Here is a 17,975-nt window from a genome sequence, read left to right on the forward strand (position 1 = left end):
CGGCGTCCGGGCCGTCACGAACGACTCCCCCAGGCTGTTCAGCGCGCCGCGGTACTCGGGGCCGTGGAAGCGGAACGGCCCCACGCCGTGGTAGCCGTTGCGTTCCAGATCGGCCCGTTCGCCGGTCTGCCAGGCGAAGTCCCGCCAGACGTAGTCGTCGCCGTCCCGCTCGACGACCGCGGTGACGGCACCGCATTCGATGCTCCGGCACTCGGGACAGCCGTAGATGACGTGCCTGCCCCCGTCGAGCGGGGCCTCGGCCTCCAGGAGGAGGCCGCGCACCTGGGCGGTGAGGATCGCGGGCGGTACGTCGGAGGCGAGCGGGGAGACCGCGTCGAGGCCGGAGAGCCGGCTCAGCAGCGGGCTTCCGCCGACGACGAAGTCGACGGCGTCCCGGTGCACCCGGCTGTCACCGCCCGCGAGGACTCCACCGGCACGCGTCGCCGGGGCCAGGCCGAAGGTGGCGTACTCGGAGGACATGCCGTGAGTATTCCCGGACGGAGGGAGACGAGACCACTGACGTGGCATGTTCCGCTAACGTCCCGGCATGGAGAAGCCCGGGAGCGACGAGGTGATCGTGGTCGGCGGCGGGGTCGTCGGTCTGACCACGGCCGTGGTGCTGGCCGAGGCCGGCAGGCGGGTCCGGGTGTGGGCGCGGGAGCCCGCCGAGCGGACCACCTCGGCCGTTGCGGGGGCGTTGTGGTGGCCGTACCGCATCGCGCCGAAGGAACTGGCCCGCGCCTGGGCCCTCGTATCGCTCTCCGTGTACGAGAAGTCGGCGACGCGGCCCGAGGACAGTGGCGTACGCCTGGTCGAGGGGGTCATGGGCGAGACGCGGCTGGACGAGCTGGGGTCGTGGGCGGCCCGGGTGCCCGGTCTGCGGGCGGCGACGGCCGAGGAGTATCCGGGCACCGCGCTGCGGGCGCGGCTGCCGTTGATCGACATGCCCGTGCATCTGCGCCATCTGCGGGAGCGGTTGCTGCGGGCGGGCGGCACGGTCGAGGAGCGGACGGCGACGGATCTCGCGGAGCCGGACGCGCCGGTCGTCGTCAACTGCGCGGGCCTCGGCGCCCGCGAGCTCGCCGTGGATCCGGGCGTGCGGCCCGTGCGCGGGCAGCTCGTGATCGTCGAGAATCCCGGGATCCGTGAATGGCTCGTGTCCACGGACCCCGCGGCCGGGACGACGACGTACGTCTTCCCGCACCCGGACCGGGTGATCCTCGGCGGCACCACGGACGAGGACGACTGGTCCCTGGTTCCCGACCCGGAGGCGGCGGCGCGGATCGTCGCGCGGTGCGCGGCGCTGCGCCCCGAGGTCGCCGGGGCCCGTGTGCTCGGTCACCGGGTGGGGCTGCGGCCGGTGCGCGAAACGGTCCGGCTGGAGCGCGAGGTCCTGCCGGACGGACGGGTGCTGGTGCACAACTACGGGCACGGGGGCGCCGGAGTCACGGTGGCGTGGGGATGCGCGCGGGAGGCGGCCGGACTCGTCGGTCCGGTCGCCTCCTCCTGACCTCCGGCCGCGGGGGCCGGAGGGTCGGGCGGGTCAGTGCGTCACAGGGGCGGCAGGTCGGTGGGTCAACCGGCCTGCCCCGGGACGCGGAGTGCGGTGCGCGGGGCGCGTACGCCGTCGAGGAGGGACGCGGCCGGTGCCGCCGTCCCGGAGCCCGCCGTCGCCCGCTCGAACGCGGCCGCGCCGCCCACCAGCGGCACCCGGGCCGAGGTACGGGACAGGTCGAGGGTGAGGGTCGGCGTGGCGGCCGGAGGGTCGATCAGATCCCTGTCGGTGCCCGCGACGATCAGCGCGAGCCGGTGCCCCTTCGGGACCACGTGGTCCGTGGCCGCCAGGTCGAGCGTGATGGTGTACGCCTTGCCCGGGGTGAGCGCGATGCCCTTGTCCGAGGCGTAGTTGCCGAGATCGGCCCAGCCGCGGCTGACGACGGTGAAGTCGACGTCGGTCGTGGCCGCCCGGGTCACCTTGTAGCAGGAGCTGTCGCCGGCCGTGCTCGCTCCCCAGCAGGTGCGGTCGGTGAGGGTCGTGATGCCCTCGCCGGAGCCGGCGTAGTCGCGGACGGTGTCCGGGCCGAGGTCGACGAGGACCGCCGAGAGGTGGGCCGTCGAGGTGGTGGGTGTGGCGGTGACGGTCACCTTGGAGGAGCCGGAGAGCCGCAGGTCGCGGGTGAGCGGCCGGGTGGTGAAGCCGGCCTTGTCGGCGGTCGTCCGGTCGATGTGCGCGGCCCAGTCGGTCTCGCCCCGACTCGGATCGTCGGTGAAGGTCTCCGTGCCGGATCCGCGGCCGAGTCCGAGGGTGCCGACGCCCGGCAGCGTGCCCGTGCCCGGTCGCAGGGTCGTGGCAGCGGTGGCGCGGGGTGGCCAGACGGCGGAGGTCGTCCACTGGTCGGGGTGGCGTTCGACGTCGGCCATCGGCTCGTGGTCGATGCCGTTGTCGTAGCCGAGGAGTTCGTGGTCGAACCAGCGGTGCAGGGTGTCCACCCAGGCGCCGCGGCGGAAGTCGAAGGGATCGACATGCCCGGTCTGCGAGAGCCAGATCTTGCGCTCGACACCGTTCTTGGCGAGGGCGTCCCACCACTGGCCGAAGTTCTTGGTGCGGACGTTGAGGTCCTGCATGCCGTGGACGAGGAAGACGCTGGCCTTCACCTTCGAGGCGTCCTCGACGTAGTCGCGCTCGGTCCACAGCGACGTCCAGTCGCCGGTGCGCGGCGCGCCGTCGACCAGCTTCCGCTGCACGGCCGCGCACTTGGCGCGGGCGTCGGGGCTGTCGACGTAGCCGGACAGCCAGTCGGGACCGGAGTCGTAGAGCGGGGCGCCCTTGGCGAAGTAGTAGTCGTACCAGGAGGAGATGGCGCTGATCGGCACGATGGTCTTCAGACCCTTCACGCCGGTGGCGGCGACGCCGTTGGCGATGGTGCCGTCCCAGCTCTTGCCGATCATCCCGGTCCGGCCGTTGGTCCAGGTGGCTCTGGCCGTGGCGGTGCCGGTTCGGGTGGTGTAGCCCCTGGCGCGGCCGTTCAGCCAGTCGATCACCGCCTTCGCGGACCGGATGTCGGAGCGGCCGCCGACGTCGACGCAGCCGTCGGAGCGGTCGGTTCCGGCGAGGTCGACGCCGACGAAGGCGTAGCCGCGCGGTACGAAGTAGTTGTCGTAGAACAGCGGCATCTGGACGACGTGACCGTTCGCGTCGTACGTCTTCTTCTGGCTCTCGTTGCCGCGCCCGCAGCAGGAGTAGTACGGGCTGGCGTCCATGATCACGGGGACTCTGTGTCCCTGGCGGGCGGGTTCACGGGGCCGGACGATGTCGACGGCCACGCGGTCGTGCTTTCCGTCGCCGTCGCCGTCGAGGCCGGTGTCGACCCAGACGGACTCGCGGATCGCGTTCTCGTACGAGTAGACCGGGGTGCTCTGTCTCGGCGCGCCGTGTGCGGCGGCCGGGACGAGTAAGGCGGCCATCAGGGCGGCGACGGCCGCCGTGGCGAGCGGTCTCCAGGTCATGAAGCGCGTACGGCGCTCTGGTATCGGCATGCGCGGAAGGTACCCCGGTCAACTCCCGTGCGACAGAGGGTCGGTGACAGGCGCCTGGGGCCGGATGGCTCATGTCGGCTGCCGTCGACGAAGAGCGCGTACGGCTTCTCGACCTGGCACCGGACCCCGGACGGGGCGGTCGCGGCGGACGAGCCCGAATCGGCCTGGTGGTGGTACCCGAGCAACGACCACCCGCTCGACAAGGCGACCTACGACGTGTCGGTGGCCGTCCCGGACGGCACCCAGGCGATCTCCAACGGCACGCTGCAGTCGACGAGTTCCCGGCTCGGCTGGACCCGCTACAACTGGCGGTCCAACAAGCCGCAGGCCACGTATCTGACCACGCTCGCGGTCGGGAAGTTCGACATCACGACCGGTACGTCCGAGGGCGGCGTCCCCGTCGTCAACGCCTACAGCAAGGACCTGGGCGACAACGACGGGGCGGCGCGTGCCAGTGTCGAGCGCACGGGCGAGCTGGTGGACTGGCTGAGCGGCTACTTCGGGCCGTATCCGTTCAGCAGCGCCGGCGGATACGTCCCCAACACCACCACCGGATACGCGCTGGAGACCCAGACGCGGGTCTACTACAGCCCGCGGCAGTTCGCGAACGGCTCCAACACCTCGGTCGTCGTGCACGAGTTGGCGCACCAGTGGTACGGCGACGACGTGTCGCTGAAGGGCTGGAAGGACATCTGGATCAACGAGGGCTTCGCGCGCTACGCGCAGTGGCTGTGGTCGGAGCACGAGGGCGAGGGCACGGCACAGGAGCTCGCGGACTACGTGTACGCCGCGCACCCGGCGGACGACGCCTTCTGGAAGGTGGCGCCCGGAGACCCGGGGCCCGACAACCAGTTCGACATCGCGGTCTACGACCGGGGCGCGCTGGCGGTGCAGGCGCTGCGCAACCAGGTCGGGGACGACGCCTTCTTCGCCCTGCTCAAGGGATGGCCCAAGGAGCACGCGTACGGGAACGCGTCGGTCGCCGACTTCCAGCGGTACGCGGAGCAGGTGTCCGGCCAGTCGCTCGCGGCGTTCTTCGACACCTGGCTGTTCCAGCCGTCGAAGCCGACGGCACCCGCGGCGCGGAGCGCGGGACTCGCCCCCTCGGCGGCGAAGGCGGTCCCCGTCCGGCCGAAGTCCTGGAAGAAGATCGCGGCGACGGACACGGTCCACTCGGGCTGAGCACTCTCCGGAGTCCGCGGCACGGGTCCGCGTTCCCCGAGGGAGCGCGGACCCGTCACCGCCCGGGTGTCCGTCCGACCGTCACCGGGTCGGCGACGTCCCGGTCAGGGGAGGGCCGGCTCCGCCTCCCGGCGGTCCCACCTCGCCACCTCGTCGAGGAGATCCGCGCGGGTGACGGCGTCGGCCCGCGTCGCGGGAACCGTGCAGGCAAAGGCGCCGGCCACCGCGCCGTACAGGGCGCAGCGGCCGACCGGTTCGCCGGTCAGACGGCCGTAGAGGAAGCCGGCGGCGAAGGAGTCCCCCGCGCCGTTCGAGTCGACGACCGGTGTACGGGGCGGGATCGCGGGGATGTGGGTCACCTCGCCGCCGGTCAGTACGTACGCGCCCTCGGCACCGGCGGTGGCGACGACGACCTCCGCCCGGCCGTGCTCCATGATCTTCCGCATGGTGCGCTCGTGGTCGGCGAGGGCGGTGGTGGAGACGAACACGATGTCGGCGGTGTAGGCGAAGGCCTCGTGGTACGGGTTCTCGCCGTCCCAGTTGTGCAGGTCGGTCGAGATGGTCACCCCGGCCTCCCTCAGGACCGGCAGGGCGAAGGCGCAGGGGTGGGTGATGGACACATGGGCGTGCCGGCTCGACGCCGCCAGGTCCCGCACCGTCTCCTCGGGCAGCCGGTCCCCTTCGCCCGCCCGGCTGTCGTCGTACAGGGAGAGCCTGCGTCCGTCGGGGCCGACGAGATTGACCGCGCGCTTGGTGCCCGCGGGCTGGGGGACCTCGGTGAGCGCGATGCCCCGCTCGCGGTGCAGGGCTCGCACGAGGTCGCCCTCGGGGTCGGCGCCGAGCATGTCGAGGTGGTGCGTGCGCAGGCCGAGGGTGTGCAGGCCGAGCGCGACGAAGTCGCCGGTCTGCCCTGCGCGGGTCTCGATGCCCGGGCGGATCATGTAGCTGTCGGCGTAGGGCAACGGCAGTTCGGGGACGTGGACGATGGTGTCCACCCCCGCGCCGCCCAGTACGAGGACGTCGATGTCGCGGCTCATGACACTCCCTTTCGGACGCGAGCAGCGAGTCAACCAGCCCCCGGACGATCACCGCAAGGAATTGCAGAAACTTCCGCAAGACTCCTGCGACGCCCGGTCAGCCGCCGTGGTCGTACACCGTCACCGCGAGGCCGCGGCGCACCAGCCGCTCGGTGACCAGGGGTTCCACCCGCGCCCAGGTGCCGCCGGCCAGCCCGCATCCGATGCGCGGCATGTGCACCGAGGCCCCGAGCTCGACCGCCTTGCCGGCCAGCAGCGCGAGCGCGGCGTCGATGGCCTCGTAGCGCACGGGAACGCCCTTGCTGCCGGTGCGTATCCCGCGCTGGCCCACCAGGTTCGCCACCCACACGTACGGCTCGACCTGGACGAACTGGGCCGCGCCCAGGCCGAAGTCGTTGCCCGCGCGGCCGCGGTGCCAGGCGCGGTACGCGGCCTCGGGCTCCGGCCAGCGGCGGGAGAGCGCCAGCACGAAGCCCTTGCCCCAGCCCCCGATGTCGTTGCACACGTGGGCGATCATCTTGACGCCCTTGACCGAGGGAGCGGTGGCGTCACCTCGTACGTAGGCGATCTCCGTCATGCCACCACCGTAGAGGCCGCCACTGACAACGGCGCCGGTGGACGGGTGCTTTCACAACACTGGTGGGACAGCAATACTGTTGCACCGCGCCGTCACCCCTCACCCCGGGCGCGCCGCACGACGCGAGAGGCGAGGACCTGGCATGACGACGGACACCGAGGAGCCCAAGCTCACGGTCGACGAACTGGCCGCGCGCGCGGGCGTCACGGTCCGCACCGTCCGCTTCTACAGCGCCAGGGGCCTGCTGCCGCCGCCCGTGATCGGACCCCGCCGGGTGGGCCACTACAGCCAGGAGCATCTGGCCCGGCTCGCGCTCATCGAGGAGTTGCAGCACCAGGGCATGACGCTGGCGGCGATCGAGCGGCATCTGACGCAGCTGCCGCCCGGTCTGAGCGCGCACGACCTCGCCATCCACCGTGCCGTGGTGGCCTCCTGGGCGCCCGACGCGATGGAGGACGTGACCCGGGAGGAACTGGAGGGGCGGGCCGGACGGCCCCTCGGTGACGCCGACCTGGACCGGCTCGCCGCGATGGGCGTCGTCGAAGGGACGGGGGACCCGGTCCGGCTGGACCCCGGGCTGCTGAAGCTCGGCCTGGAGCTGCTGGACGTACCGATCGCGGACGAGACGATCCTCGCCGCGCGGACCGTCCTGCTGGAGCACTCGCGCGCGGCGGCCCACGAACTGTCGGGTCTGCTGCGCGTCGCCGTGGGCGACCGGGAGTCCGTGGCGGCCGTGAAGTCGCTGTCGGCGCACATGCAGCCGCTGGTCGTGCAGGCGCTGCTGACGGCGTTCCAGCGCTCGTTGAAGGACGAGCTGCGGGAATGGCTCAAGGAGTCCTGACGGCCTCGGCCCGACGGCGGGGGCGGGTGCCGGACACCTGTCGGTGCCCGGCCCCCGCCCTCGTGGCGCGAGTCCGCCAGCCGCCCGGTCCGCTACCGGACCAGGAGCTGTCGCGACCGGATCAGGAGGCGTCTCGGCCGGATCAGGAGGCGTCGGCGAACCGCTCGCCCTTCTCCGCCTTCTCGACGAGCAGCGCCGGCGGGAGGAAACGGTCGCCGTACCGCTCGGCGAGCTCCCGCGCGCGGGCCGTGAACGCGGCCGGTCCCGTGCCGGTCCCGCCCTCGTAGCCGTTGATGTACTGGAGGACACCGCCGGTCCAGCCCGGGAAGCCGATCCCGAAGACGGACCCGATGTTGGCGTCGGCGACGGAGGTCAGGACGCCTTCCTCGAGGAGCCGGACGGTGTCCAGCGCCTCGGAGAAGAGCATGCGCTCCTTCATGTCCTCGAAGGGGATCTCGTACCCCGGCTTGGTGAAGTGCTCGCGCAGTCCGGGCCAGAGCAGACCGCGCTTGCCGTCCTCGCCGTACTCGTAGAATCCCGCTCCCCCGCTGCGTCCGGGGCGCTCGAACTCGTCCACCATGCGGTCGATGACGGCCTCGGCCGGGTGGGTCTCCCAGGTGCCGCCCGCCTCCTCGACGGCCTGCTTCGACTCCTTGCGGATCTTGCGCGGCAGGGTGAGGGTCAGCTCGTCCATGAGGGAGAGGACCTTCGCCGGGTAGCCGGCCTGGGCCGCGGCCTGTTCGACGGAGGCGGGCTCGATGCCCTCGCCGACCATGGCGACGCCCTCGTTGATGAAGTGCCCGATGACCCGGGAGGTGAAGAAGCCCCGCGAGTCGTTGACGACGATCGGGGTCTTCTTGATCTGGCGGACCAGGTCGAAGGCGCGGGCCAGGGCCTCGTCGCCGGTGCGCTCGCCCTTGATGATCTCCACCAGCGGCATCTTGTCGACGGGCGAGAAGAAGTGCAGCCCGATGAAGTCCTCCTGCCGCTCGACGCCTTCGGCGAGGGCGGTGATCGGCAGGGTGGAGGTGTTGGAGCAGAGCAGGGCGTCGGGCCCGACGATGTCCTGGATCTCCTGGAACACCTTGTGCTTGAGCGCGGTGTCCTCGAAGACCGCCTCGATGACCGCGTCGCAGCCCGCGAGGTCGTTCGGGTCCGCGGTGGGCGTGATGCGGGCGAGCAGCGCGTCCGCCTTCTCCTGGGTCGTACGGCCCCGGGAGACGGCCTTGGCGCAGAGCTTCTCGGAGTACGCCTTGCCCTTGTCCGCGGCGTCGGCCGAGACGTCCTTCAGGACGACGTCCATGCCGGCGAGCGCGCACGAGTAGGCGATGCCCGCGCCCATCATGCCGGCGCCGAGGACGGCGACCTTGCGGACGGGGCGCGGCTCGATGCCCTTGGGCCGGTTGGCACCGGAGTTGACGGCCTGGAGGTCGAAGAAGAACGCCTGGATCATGTTCTTCGAGGTCTGGCCGGCGGCCAGCTCGACGAAGTAGCGGGCCTCGATGACCTGGGCCGTCTCGAAGTCGACCTGCGAGCCCTCGACGGCGGCCGCGAGGATGTTGCGCGGGGCCGGGTAGGGGGCGCCGTTCGTCTGCTTGCGCAGGCTGGCCGGGAAGGCGGGCAGGTTGGCCGCGAACTTCGGGTTCGACGGGGTGCCGCCGGGGATGCGGTAGCCGGGCTTGTCCCAGGGCTGCTGCGACTCGGGGTTGGCGTCGATGAACGCGCGGGCCTTGGCGAGCAGTTCCTCGGGGGTGGCGGCCACCTCGTGGACGAGGCCGTTGTCCCGGGCGCGCGTCGCGTTGTACTGCGTGCCCTGGAGGAGGACCTTCAGGAGGGCGTCGGCGATGCCCAGCAGGCGCACGGTGCGGACGACTCCGCCGCCTCCGGGGAGCAGGCCGAGCGTGACCTCGGGGCAGCCGATCTTGGTGCCGGAGGTGTCGAGGGCGACCCGGTGGTGGCAGGCGAGGGCGAGTTCGAAGCCGCCGCCCAGGGCCGCGCCGTTGATGGCGGCGACGACCGGCTTGCCCAGCGTCTCGATGCGGCGCAGGTTCCGCTTGATGGCGAGGCCGCCCTCGAAGAGGTCCTGGGCGGTCTCGGGGGTGACCCGGATGAGGTCGCGCAGGTCGCCGCCCGCGAAGAAGGTCTTCTTGGCGGAGGTGAAGATGACGCCCCGGATCGAGTCCTTCTCGGCCTCCAGGCGGTCGGTGACCGCGGCGAGGGAGGCGCGGAACGCCGCGTTCATGGTGTTGGCGGACTGGTTGGGGTCGTCGAGGACGAGGGTGACGACGCCGGTCTCGTCCTGTTCCCAGCGGATGGTGGTGGGCTCAGTGCTCATCAGGGGATGCTCCGTAGATCCTTGATCCGTTGGGAAGGTCAGACGCGTTCGACGATCGTGGCGATGCCCATGCCGCCGCCCACGCACAGGGTGGCGAGGCCGTAGCGCTTGTCCTGGCGCTCCAGCTCGTCGACGAGGGTGCCGAGGATCATCGCGCCGGTGGCGCCGAGGGGGTGGCCGAGCGCGATGGCGCCGCCGTTGACGTTGACCTTGTCCAGCGACAGGCCCATGTCCTTCACGAAGCGCAGGACGACGGCCGCGAAGGCCTCGTTGATCTCGACGAGGTCGATGTCGTCGATGGTCAGGCCGGCCTTGGCGAGCGCCTTGCGGGCGGCGGGCGCGGGACCGGTGAGCATGATGGTCGGCTCGGAGCCGGACACGGCGGCGGCGACGATCCGCGCGCGCGGGGTCAGGCCGTAGCGCTCGCCGACGTCCTTGGAACCGATGGCGACGAGCGAGGCGCCGTCCACGATGCCGGAGGAGTTGCCCGCGTGGTGGACGTGGTCGATCTTCTCGACCCAGTGGTACTTCTGCAGTGCCACCGCGTCGAAGCCGCCCAGTTCACCGATGTCCGCGAACGACGGCTTCAGCTTCGCCAGCGAGTCGGCGGTGGTGCCGGGGCGCAGGAACTCGTCGTGGTCGAGGACGGTGAGACCGCTGCGGTCCCTGACGGGGACGACGGACCGGTCGAAACGGCCGTCCTTCACGGCGTTGGCCGCGCGCTCCTGGGAGAGGGCCGCGTACTCGTCGACGTCGCGGCGGGAGAAGCCCTCGATGGTGGCGATCAGGTCGGCGCCGATGCCCTGCGGCACGAAGTTGGTGGCCAGGTTGGTCATCGGGTCGGCGAACCAGGCGCCGCCGTCCGAGGCCATCGGCACCCGTGACATCGACTCGACGCCGCCCGCGAGGACGAGGTCCTCCCAGCCCGAACGGACCTTCATCGCGGCCATGTTGACGGCTTCGAGGCCCGAGGCACAGAAGCGGTTCTCCTGGACGCCGGCCACCGTGTCGGGCAGTCCGGCGGCGATGGCCGCGATCCGGGCGATGTCGGAGCCCTGGTCGCCGACCGGGCCGACGACACCGAGCACGATGTCGTCGACGGCGGCCGGGTCGAGGCCGGGGAAGCGGCGCTGCACCTCGTGGATGAGCCCGACGACGAGGTCGATGGGCTTCGTTCCGTGCAGGGAGCCGTTCTGCTTGCCGCGACCGCGCGGGGTGCGGATCGCGTCGTACACGTACGCTTCGGTGCTCACTGGTAAGCCTTTCGATGAGGGTTCAGCCGAGCAGGGAGCGACCGATGATCTCCTTCATGATCTCGGTCGTCCCGCCGTAGATGGTCTGGATGCGTCCGTCGGTGAAGGCCCGGGCGACCCGGTACTCCGTCATGTAGCCGTAGCCGCCGTGCAGTTGCAGGCACCGGTCGGCGACGCGCTTCTGCAGTTCGGTGGCCCACCACTTCGCCATGGAGGCGTGCACCGCGTCGAGTTCGCCGTCCGAGTGGTCGACGATGCAGCGGTCGAGGAAGGTACGGGTGACGGCGCACTCGGTGGCCATCTCGGCTATCTCGAAGCGGATGTGCTGGAGCTTGGCGAGCGGCCGTCCGAACGCCTCGCGCTCCTTCACGTACGCGGTGGTGATCTCCAGCAGGTGTTCGGCCCCGGCGATGGCGGCGACGGCGATGCCCATGCGCTCCTGCGCGAGGTTGGTCATCAGGTGGATGAACGCGCCGTTGAACTCGCCGAGCAGGTTCTCCTTGGGGACGCGGACGTCGTTGAAGAACAACTCCGCGGTGTCCTGCGACTTCTGGCCGATCTTGTCGAGGTTGCGGCCGCGCTCGAAGCCGTCCATGCCCCGCTCGACGACGAGCAGCGACAGTCCGTGCGCGCCGCCCTCGGGGGTGGTCCTGGCGACCACGATCACCAGGTCGGCGAGGATGCCGTTGGAGATGAAGGTCTTGGAGCCGTTGAGCAGGAAGTGGTCGCCCTTGTCGTCGGCACGGGTGGTGATGCCCTGGAGGTCGGAGCCGGCGCCGGGTTCGGTCATCGCGATCGCGGTGACGATCGAGCCGTCGCAGAATCCGGGCAGCCAGCGCCGCTTCTGCTCCTCGGTGGCGAGGTCCGTCAGATACGGGCCGATGATGTCGTTGTGCAGCCCGAGGGCCAGACCGGCCGCTCCCGCGCGCGTGAACTCCTCGGCGAGCACGGCGCTGTAGCGGAAGTCCGCGTTGCCGCCGCCTCCGTACTCCTCGGGCACGGCGAGTCCGAGCAGGCCCTGCTTCCCGGCCGCCCGCCAGGCCTCGCGGGAGACGATGCCGTCCTTCTCCCACTGCTCGTAGTGGGGAAGCACCTCCTTGGCGAGGAAGGTGCGCACGGTCTCGCGGAACGCGTCGTGCTCGGCGGTGAAGATCTGCCGCTTCATGCGGGAAGGGCCTTCCTGGAGGGGGTACGGGGGCCCTCGGCGAGGGCGTGGCACGGGCTGGGGCGGGGCAAGCAGGAGGCGTGGGTCCAGGCGGGCGTGCGAGTGCGGGCGGGCGCCCGGTCCGCGCCTGGAGGCGCCACGGGCGTCCGGTCCGGGCCGGAGACAACCGCGCCGAGCGGCACCGGCGGCCGGTCGGGTGCCATCAGCCGCCGTCCTTCGTCAGCCCGGGCACGTCCCAGTCGCGGGCCACGTCCGCGGTGCCGGCGCCCGGCAGGGCGGGCCCGCCGCGGACGGACGTGGGAGTGGCGGAGAAGCGCGGAGCGGGGGCGGGCTGGGTGATGCCGCCGTGGTCCACGAACGTGCCGCGGGCCGCGAGATGCGGATGCCCGGGCGCCTCGCGCAGCGACAGGACCGGCGCCACACACGCGTCGGTGCCCTCGAAGACGGCGGTCCACTCGTCTCTCGTACGGGTCCTGAAGCGGTCGGCGACCGCCGCGCGCAGTTCGTCCCAGCGGGCCGGGTCCTTGTGGGCGGGACCGAGTCCGGGGATGCCCAGCAGGTCTACGAACCGGTCGTAGAACCGCTGCTCCAGGGGGCCGACGGCCATATGCCGGCCGTCGGAGGTCTCGTAGGTCCCGTAGTAGGGGCAGCCGCCGTCGAGGAGGTTGGCGGAGCGCCGGTCCTGCCAGCCGCCCGCGGCGATCATGCCGTGGATCATCGTCGAGAGGTGCGCGGTGCCGTCGACGATGGCCGCGTCCACGACCTGGCCGGTGCCGGTCGCCCGCGCGTGGTGCAGGGCGGCGAGGAGACCGACGACGAGGTAGAGCGAGCCGCCCGCGTAGTCGCCGAGGAGGTTCGCCGGGACCGCCGGCGGCCTGTCCGGTTCGCCGATCATGCCGAGGGTGCCGGTGAGGGCGATGTAGGCGATGTCGTGTCCGGCGCGCTGGGCGAGCGGGCCCTCCTGGCCCCATCCCGTCATCCGGCCGTAGACGAGCCGCGGGTTGCGGGCCCGGCAGTCCTCGGGGCCCACGCCCAGCCGCTCGGCGACGCCGGGGCGGTAGCCCTCGATCAGCATGTCGGCCCGTTCGACCAGGTCCAGGACCCGGGACGGACCGTCCTCGGCCTTGAGGTCGACGAGCACGGACCGCTTGTTGCGGTTGGTGATGTCGAGTGCCGGGTCGACGCCGATCCCGGCGCCGCCGGGCCGGTCCACCCGGACGACGTCCGCTCCGAGGTCGGCCAGCAGCATGGCGGCGAACGGGCCGGGCCCGATGCCCGCCAGCTCGACCACGCGCACCCCGGCGAGGGGACCGTGCCCCGGCGTTCCTGCCGCTGTCATCAAGCCCCCAGCACTGTGACACCACTGATGTGACATCAGTGATGTTAAGAACGTGTTCCACTCCGGGCAAGCCCCTGGCGAGCAAGCGCTTAGTCTCATTCCGGGTTCGGGACCCTCCCCGGGACCGGCGCCACCGTCACTCCGGCGCGGATCGCGGGCACCGCCGGCCCTGAGCGCGGGCACCGCCGGGCGGCGCCGGGATCAGCGTCGGTCCAGCTCGGAGATCAGTCTTTTGGGTGCTATCACGCGGTAACTCTCCTCGACCCAGTCGCACAGCAGCTCCGCCGCCGGGGCTCCCCGCTCCTCCAGGGGTACGCGCACCCAGCCGGCCCTGCCCAGGCCGTACCCGGCGGGCTCAGCGCCCGGCGAGGTGAGCGCGTGGGCGTGTGCCGCCTCGTCCTTGAGCTTGACCGTGACGCCGAGCGGGTAACTGCCGTCGTCGAGACCGAGGAAGACGAAGACCTTCTTGTTGACCTTCGCGACGGTCTCGCCCCAGGGGAACTCCTCCGAGGCGCCGGGCAGACCGAGCGCGAATCCACGCACCTTCTGCCACTTTTTCAGCGCGTTTTGCGACACGGTCACGGCTGCCTCCGGCCTCTTCGTGCGACCTCGTCGTCCGACTGTTCGTACCTCACGCTAGCCTCAGCCACCGACAACGGCGCTTCGCGCGCGACGTGGCGCGGGCCGCACGTTCGAGCGCAGCCCACAGTGGTGGAGGGTGTCATGAGCAGGATGAACGAGCCGGACCGCGCGTACGACATCGTGCTCTTCGGAGCCACGGGGTTCGTCGGGGAGCTCACCGCGGAATACCTGGCCGCCCACGCACCCGAGGGGCTGCGGTGGGCGATCGCCGGACGCAGCACCGAGAAGCTGGAACGGCTGCGGGAGCGGCTCGGCGGCGCGCCCGGTGTCCTGCGGGCGGACGTCACGGACCCGGACTCGGTGCGCGAGCTCGCCCGGCAGGCGCGCGTGGTGGCCTCGACCGTGGGGCCCTACATCACCTACGGGGAGGACCTGGTGGCCGCCTGCGCGGACGCCGGGACCGACTATCTGGACCTGACCGGCGAGCCCGAGTTCGTGGACCTGATGTACGTCCGGCACGACGCACGCGCGCGGGAGACGGGCGCACGGCTCGTGCACGCCTGCGGCTTCGACTCGATCCCGCACGACCTGGGCGCCTGGTTCACGGTCCAGCAGCTCCCGGAGGACGTGCCGCTGCGGGTGGAGGGATTCGTACGCTCCCGGGCGATGTTCTCGGGCGGTACGTTCGCCTCCGCGCTGGGCCAGTTCGCGCGCGGCCGGCACATGCTGGCCGCGGCCCGGGAACGCAGGCACCACGAACCGCGCCTGATGGGGCGACGGGTCGAGGCGCCGCTGGGCGCGCCGCGGTTCGCCAAGGAGGTCGGGGCGTGGGCGCTGCCGCTGCCCACGATCGACGCCCAGGTGGTGCAGCGTTCGGCGCGGGCCCTGGCGCGGTACGGGCCGGACTTCCGCTACCGCCACTACGCGGCCGTCGAGCGCCTGCCCATCGCCCTGGGCGGGGTCGCCGGGGTGAGCGCGCTCTTCGCCGCCGCCCAGCTTCCGCCCGCGCGCCGCTGGCTGTCCGACCGGATCAAGCCGGGCGAGGGGCCGAGCGCCGAGCGCCGTGCGAAGAGCTGGTTCTCGGTGCGTTTCGTGGGCGAGGGCGGCGGCCGGCGCGTGTTCACCGAGGTCTCGGGCGGCGACCCGGGCTACGGCGAGACCGCGAAGATGCTCGCGGAGTCCGCCCTGGCGCTGGCCCTGGACGACCTGCCGAAGACGTCCGGTCAGGTCACCCCGGTGGTGGCCATGGGCGACGCGCTGCTGGAACGGCTGAGCGCGGCGGGGATCACCTTCCGGGTGGCGGCGGTGCGCTAGGTCCCGTCCGCGAAGTCGCCCCTCCCCGGCGTCCGGCGTCCGGATGTGCGGCGCCGCCCGGCACGCGCGAGGGACGGGCCCTGCCTCCCGACCACGCGGCCGGACGCGGCGAACCCTGCGTCCGGGCGTGGTCGTCAGGGCGGGGGACCCTCACGACGCCCAGACCACCACCGTGTAGATCATCCCGCCGATCCAGGCGAGGCCGGCCGGAACGGCGAGGAGCAGCACGGCCGTCACCGCGCGCCCGTCGGGCCGCGCGGGTCCGGCGGAGGGGTTCGATGCCCGGTGCGTCGTCATGCGGACCAGCCTGCCGGTCGCGGCACGGCCGTACATCCGTACGGGTACTCAGCGGCCGTACTCACCTCCGCGACGGGGGGACGGTGGGCGGTGTCAGGAAGTCGCCCGCCGGAGGGCCAGGCGGCACAGGGAGTCCGCCCGGCGGGTGGATTCCGGCAGGCGGTACCGAGGGGTGAGCGCGAGGGTGTGGGCGCAGGCGTTGCCGAGGTCCACGCGGTGGCCGACGGACACGAACACCGGCTTGATCCCGTCCCGGGTGCGCAGCGCGCGGCCCACCTCGTCGCTGCCCGCGAGCAGCGGTGAGGCGCTGCCGCGCCGGACGCCCGGCTCCTCGTAGGAGAAGGTGAACGGGTTCTTGGCGACCCCGATCGTGGGGAGGCCGGTGAGGACGCCGAGGTGGCTCGCGAGGCCGAAACGGCGGGGGTGGGCGAGCCCGTACCCGTCGCAGACGACCAGGCCGGGCGGGAGCGGCAGGGCGTCGAGCGCGGCCATGACGGTCGGGATCTCGCGGAACGCGAGCAGTCCGGGGACGTAGGGGAAGGAGACCCTGCCGACGGCGGTGGCCTCCGCCACGACCTCGTGGGTCGCCGCGTCGAGGACGACGGCGGCCGCCGTGACGACGTCCAGTTCGTCGTCGTAGGCCACGTCGACACCCGTCACGTGCCCCGTGCCGGGCGGCGGGCCCGGCTCGTCGAGCACCACCCGCGCGCGCAACTCGTCCTGTACGGCACGCGCTTGTTCCTCGGTGACGGGCCAGCCCGCGGGAATGCTCACGATCGTCATGATGCGGACGAGCCTACGTGCCGCCCCTCACCCGGCCGGGCCCGGGCGGCGGACGGCGGGCGTAGGGTCGCGATCATGTTCGTACTGGAGTTGTCCTACACCGCGCCGCTCGATGCCGTCGATGCCGTTCTGGAGGCCCATGTCGCCTGGCTCGACGAGCAGTACGCGGCAGGGACCTTCCTCGCCTCGGGTCGCAAGAACCCCCGCGACGGCGGGGTGATCCTGGCCGTCGCGGAGAGCCGGGCGCGCATCGAGGAGATCGTCGCGGGCGACCCGTTCGTCGCCGCGGGCGTGTGCGCCTACCGCGTCACCGAGTTCGTGGCGACGAAGACGGCGCCGGGCCTGGAGCGTTATCGCGACACCCTCGGCTGAGGTCCCCGCGCCTCAGCGCTCCAGCCGGGCGACGCGTCCCTTCTCGCCGGAGGCCCAGCAGCCCAGGTCCGGGGTGCAGTCCACGGTGTCGTACGAGCCGGTGTCGAGGGTGCGCCAGGTCCGGCCGCCGTCCGTGGTCAGGTCGGTGCCGGTGGGACCGACCGCGAGGGCGGCGGTGCGGCTGTGCGGCAGCCAGGTGACGCCCGAGCGGTAGGCGGGCGGGGGCCGGTCCGCGGTGGTCCAGGTGCGGCCGCCGTCGCGGGTGACCGCCGCGGCCCGCGGTGAGGGCTGGTCGGCGCGGTAGTCGCCGCCCACCGCGATCCCGTGGTCGCGGTCGCGGAAGGCGAGCGCGAAGACGCCGCGCGCCGGGTCTCCCGCGGGGACCGGGCTGTCGCCGGCGGTCCAGGTCAGTCCCCGGTCCGCGGAGTGCAGCACGCGCGCGCGTGCGCCGCCTCCCGTGGCCAGCCACACGTCGCGGGGCCCGGAGCCGGTCAGGCACTGGCCGCTCGCGGCGAAGCCCGCCTCGCCCTCCTGCGCTGCGGGCATCCCGTCCCCGGGCAGCACCTTCCAGGAGCGGCCGCCGTCGCTGGTCGACAGGATGCGGAACCTGCCGTCCACCGGGTCGCTCATCGCCAGACCGTGCCGCCGGTCGAGGAACGTGAGGCAGTCGTAGAAGGCGCGGGTGTCGGTGTTGCGGAAGGACTCGGTCCACGTGGCGCCGCCGTCCTCGGTCCGGTAGACCCGGGACGCCTCGCCCTCGCCGATGGCCAGGACCACGGCACGCCGCGCGTCGAACGCCTCGATGTCGCGGAACTCCAGGTCCGCGGCGCCGGGCGGCGACACGTTCCGCCAGCGCGCTCCGCCGTCGGTGGTGCGCAGCACGGTGCCCTTCGAACCGGCCACCCAGGCGGTGTCCCTGCTGACGGCCGACAGTCCGCGCAGACGCACGTCCGTACCGGTGTCCTTGAGCACCCAGTCCGCCGTCCGCGCCGTGTCCTGCACCCGTACCGGCGCCGCCACCGCGGGTGCCGCCATCACGAGCACCGCGGCGAGTGCCGCGGCCGCCGAACCCGTCGCGCTCGTCCGGCCCGTGCGTCCCGTCTTCCCCATGGCCCTCATGGCGGGCGAAGCTAGTGCACTCCCCCGATCGAGTCCAGATGGCCTCCGGCGGGAACCTCGGGGGCCGCCCGGGTGTCCTCAACGGTGTCGGGCGAGTGCGGAACGGAAAACGGATCACCGCGATCTCCGAAAAGGATCACCACGATCGGAGAGAGTGGATCTCCCGGGGCATGACCTCGGTGACAGAGGTCACTCGGGTCAGAGGTGCACGCGCCGGGTCATTCTTCCGTCTCTTCAATTGA

16 protein-coding genes and 1 pseudogene are annotated in these 17,975 nt (G+C 72.3%); 5 read left to right on the forward strand and 12 right to left on the reverse strand.

Going from position 1 to position 17,975, the window contains the following annotated elements; all coding sequences use genetic code 11:
- Positions 1-30: 30 nt before the first annotated feature.
- A pseudogene (locus ACFYYF_RS04545) lies at positions 31-480 on the reverse strand (oxidoreductase); the annotation flags it as partial.
- A 67-nt stretch (positions 481-547) separates the two neighbouring features.
- On the opposite strand from ACFYYF_RS04545, the gene ACFYYF_RS04550 reads away from it, so the two are divergent.
- The gene (locus ACFYYF_RS04550) at positions 548-1,510 is read left to right on the forward strand and encodes an FAD-dependent oxidoreductase (RefSeq protein ID WP_388771313.1); all 963 of its coding nucleotides are present in this window, start codon (positions 548-550) and stop codon (positions 1,508-1,510) included.
- Between the two features lie 65 nt (positions 1,511-1,575).
- On the opposite strand, the gene ACFYYF_RS04555 is transcribed toward ACFYYF_RS04550, so the two are convergent.
- A complete protein-coding gene (locus ACFYYF_RS04555) occupies positions 1,576-3,537 on the reverse strand; it encodes a Xaa-Pro dipeptidyl-peptidase (protein WP_388771315.1) in 1,962 nt (653 codons plus the stop codon).
- 27 nt (positions 3,538-3,564) lie between these two features.
- Here ACFYYF_RS04555 and ACFYYF_RS04560 point away from each other — a divergent pair, with 27 nt between their 5' ends.
- Positions 3,565-4,719, forward strand: coding sequence for a M1 family metallopeptidase (locus tag ACFYYF_RS04560; RefSeq protein ID WP_388771318.1), 1,155 nt, complete (start codon positions 3,565-3,567; stop codon positions 4,717-4,719).
- A gap of 104 nt (positions 4,720-4,823) precedes the next feature.
- Here ACFYYF_RS04560 and ACFYYF_RS04565 read toward each other — a convergent pair whose 3' ends face one another.
- Together ACFYYF_RS04565 and ACFYYF_RS04570 are read right to left on the reverse strand one after the other, a co-directional pair.
- Complete coding sequence (locus ACFYYF_RS04565; protein ID WP_388771320.1) at positions 4,824-5,756, reverse strand: adenosine kinase; 933 nt, start codon at positions 5,754-5,756, stop codon at positions 4,824-4,826.
- 97 nt (positions 5,757-5,853) lie between these two features.
- Positions 5,854-6,333, reverse strand: a complete 480-nt coding sequence (locus ACFYYF_RS04570; RefSeq protein WP_388771323.1) for an Appr-1-p processing protein — start codon at positions 6,331-6,333, stop codon at positions 5,854-5,856.
- A gap of 142 nt (positions 6,334-6,475) precedes the next feature.
- Here ACFYYF_RS04570 and ACFYYF_RS04575 point away from each other — a divergent pair, with 142 nt between their 5' ends.
- Positions 6,476-7,174, forward strand: coding sequence for a MerR family transcriptional regulator (locus ACFYYF_RS04575; protein WP_388771325.1), 699 nt, complete (start codon positions 6,476-6,478; stop codon positions 7,172-7,174).
- A 142-nt stretch (positions 7,175-7,316) separates the two neighbouring features.
- On the opposite strand, the gene ACFYYF_RS04580 is transcribed toward ACFYYF_RS04575, so the two are convergent.
- The 5 genes from ACFYYF_RS04580 to ACFYYF_RS04600 form a co-directional block, all read right to left on the reverse strand.
- Positions 7,317-9,509, reverse strand: a complete 2,193-nt coding sequence (locus ACFYYF_RS04580; RefSeq protein ID WP_388771328.1) for a 3-hydroxyacyl-CoA dehydrogenase NAD-binding domain-containing protein — start codon at positions 9,507-9,509, stop codon at positions 7,317-7,319.
- A gap of 38 nt (positions 9,510-9,547) precedes the next feature.
- Entirely contained in the window at positions 9,548-10,762 is a 1,215-nt protein-coding gene (locus ACFYYF_RS04585; RefSeq protein ID WP_365493139.1) for an acetyl-CoA C-acetyltransferase, read from the reverse strand.
- A 22-nt stretch (positions 10,763-10,784) separates the two neighbouring features.
- Positions 10,785-11,927, reverse strand: coding sequence for an acyl-CoA dehydrogenase family protein (locus ACFYYF_RS04590; protein WP_388771331.1), 1,143 nt, complete (start codon positions 11,925-11,927; stop codon positions 10,785-10,787).
- Between the two features lie 202 nt (positions 11,928-12,129).
- Positions 12,130-13,266 (reverse strand): CaiB/BaiF CoA transferase family protein, encoded by a 1,137-nt coding sequence (locus tag ACFYYF_RS04595; RefSeq protein ID WP_388771334.1) that lies wholly within the window; start codon positions 13,264-13,266, stop codon positions 12,130-12,132.
- Between the two features lie 201 nt (positions 13,267-13,467).
- A complete protein-coding gene (locus ACFYYF_RS04600; RefSeq protein WP_388771337.1) occupies positions 13,468-13,848 on the reverse strand; it encodes an MmcQ/YjbR family DNA-binding protein in 381 nt (126 codons plus the stop codon).
- A gap of 141 nt (positions 13,849-13,989) precedes the next feature.
- Between ACFYYF_RS04600 and ACFYYF_RS04605 the strand changes: the two genes are divergently transcribed.
- On the forward strand, positions 13,990-15,162 hold the full coding sequence (locus ACFYYF_RS04605; RefSeq protein WP_388771339.1) for a saccharopine dehydrogenase family protein: 1,173 nt from the start codon (positions 13,990-13,992) through the stop codon (positions 15,160-15,162).
- Positions 15,163-15,312: 150 nt separating this feature from the next.
- Here ACFYYF_RS04605 and mmpA read toward each other — a convergent pair whose 3' ends face one another.
- Positions 15,313-15,459, reverse strand: a complete 147-nt coding sequence (mmpA, locus tag ACFYYF_RS04610; RefSeq protein ID WP_388771342.1) for a morphogenic membrane protein MmpA — start codon at positions 15,457-15,459, stop codon at positions 15,313-15,315.
- A 93-nt stretch (positions 15,460-15,552) separates the two neighbouring features.
- The gene (locus ACFYYF_RS04615; RefSeq protein WP_388771345.1) at positions 15,553-16,242 is read right to left on the reverse strand and encodes an endonuclease V; all 690 of its coding nucleotides are present in this window, start codon (positions 16,240-16,242) and stop codon (positions 15,553-15,555) included.
- A gap of 75 nt (positions 16,243-16,317) precedes the next feature.
- Between ACFYYF_RS04615 and ACFYYF_RS04620 the strand changes: the two genes are divergently transcribed.
- Positions 16,318-16,614 (forward strand): YciI family protein, encoded by a 297-nt coding sequence (locus tag ACFYYF_RS04620; RefSeq protein ID WP_388771348.1) that lies wholly within the window; start codon positions 16,318-16,320, stop codon positions 16,612-16,614.
- A gap of 12 nt (positions 16,615-16,626) precedes the next feature.
- Here the strand turns inward: ACFYYF_RS04620 and ACFYYF_RS04625 are convergent, their stop codons facing one another.
- A complete protein-coding gene (locus tag ACFYYF_RS04625; protein ID WP_388771583.1) occupies positions 16,627-17,724 on the reverse strand; it encodes a WD40/YVTN/BNR-like repeat-containing protein in 1,098 nt (365 codons plus the stop codon).
- Positions 17,725-17,975 lie beyond the last annotated feature (251 nt).

The sequence above is a fragment of the Streptomyces sp. NPDC001914 genome (assembly GCF_042891215.1).
Lineage (GTDB): Bacteria > Actinomycetota > Actinomycetes > Streptomycetales > Streptomycetaceae > Streptomyces.

Coding starts and splice junctions, on each gene's coding strand:
- ACFYYF_RS04550 (WP_388771313.1), top strand. CDS start 548: ATGGAGAAGCCCGGGAGCGACGAGGTGATCGTGGTCGGCGGCGGGGTC.
- ACFYYF_RS04555 (WP_388771315.1), bottom strand. CDS start 3,537: ATGCCGATACCAGAGCGCCGTACGCGCTTCATGACCTGGAGACCGCTC.
- ACFYYF_RS04565 (WP_388771320.1), bottom strand. CDS start 5,756: ATGAGCCGCGACATCGACGTCCTCGTACTGGGCGGCGCGGGGGTGGAC.
- ACFYYF_RS04570 (WP_388771323.1), bottom strand. CDS start 6,333: ATGACGGAGATCGCCTACGTACGAGGTGACGCCACCGCTCCCTCGGTC.
- ACFYYF_RS04575 (WP_388771325.1), top strand. CDS start 6,476: ATGACGACGGACACCGAGGAGCCCAAGCTCACGGTCGACGAACTGGCC.
- ACFYYF_RS04580 (WP_388771328.1), bottom strand. CDS start 9,509: ATGAGCACTGAGCCCACCACCATCCGCTGGGAACAGGACGAGACCGGC.
- ACFYYF_RS04590 (WP_388771331.1), bottom strand. CDS start 11,927: ATGAAGCGGCAGATCTTCACCGCCGAGCACGACGCGTTCCGCGAGACC.
- ACFYYF_RS04595 (WP_388771334.1), bottom strand. CDS start 13,266: ATGACAGCGGCAGGAACGCCGGGGCACGGTCCCCTCGCCGGGGTGCGC.
- ACFYYF_RS04605 (WP_388771339.1), top strand. CDS start 13,990: ATGAGCAGGATGAACGAGCCGGACCGCGCGTACGACATCGTGCTCTTC.
- mmpA (WP_388771342.1), bottom strand. CDS start 15,459: ATGACGACGCACCGGGCATCGAACCCCTCCGCCGGACCCGCGCGGCCC.
- ACFYYF_RS04615 (WP_388771345.1), bottom strand. CDS start 16,242: ATGACGATCGTGAGCATTCCCGCGGGCTGGCCCGTCACCGAGGAACAA.
- ACFYYF_RS04620 (WP_388771348.1), top strand. CDS start 16,318: ATGTTCGTACTGGAGTTGTCCTACACCGCGCCGCTCGATGCCGTCGAT.
- ACFYYF_RS04625 (WP_388771583.1), bottom strand. CDS start 17,724: ATGGGGAAGACGGGACGCACGGGCCGGACGAGCGCGACGGGTTCGGCG.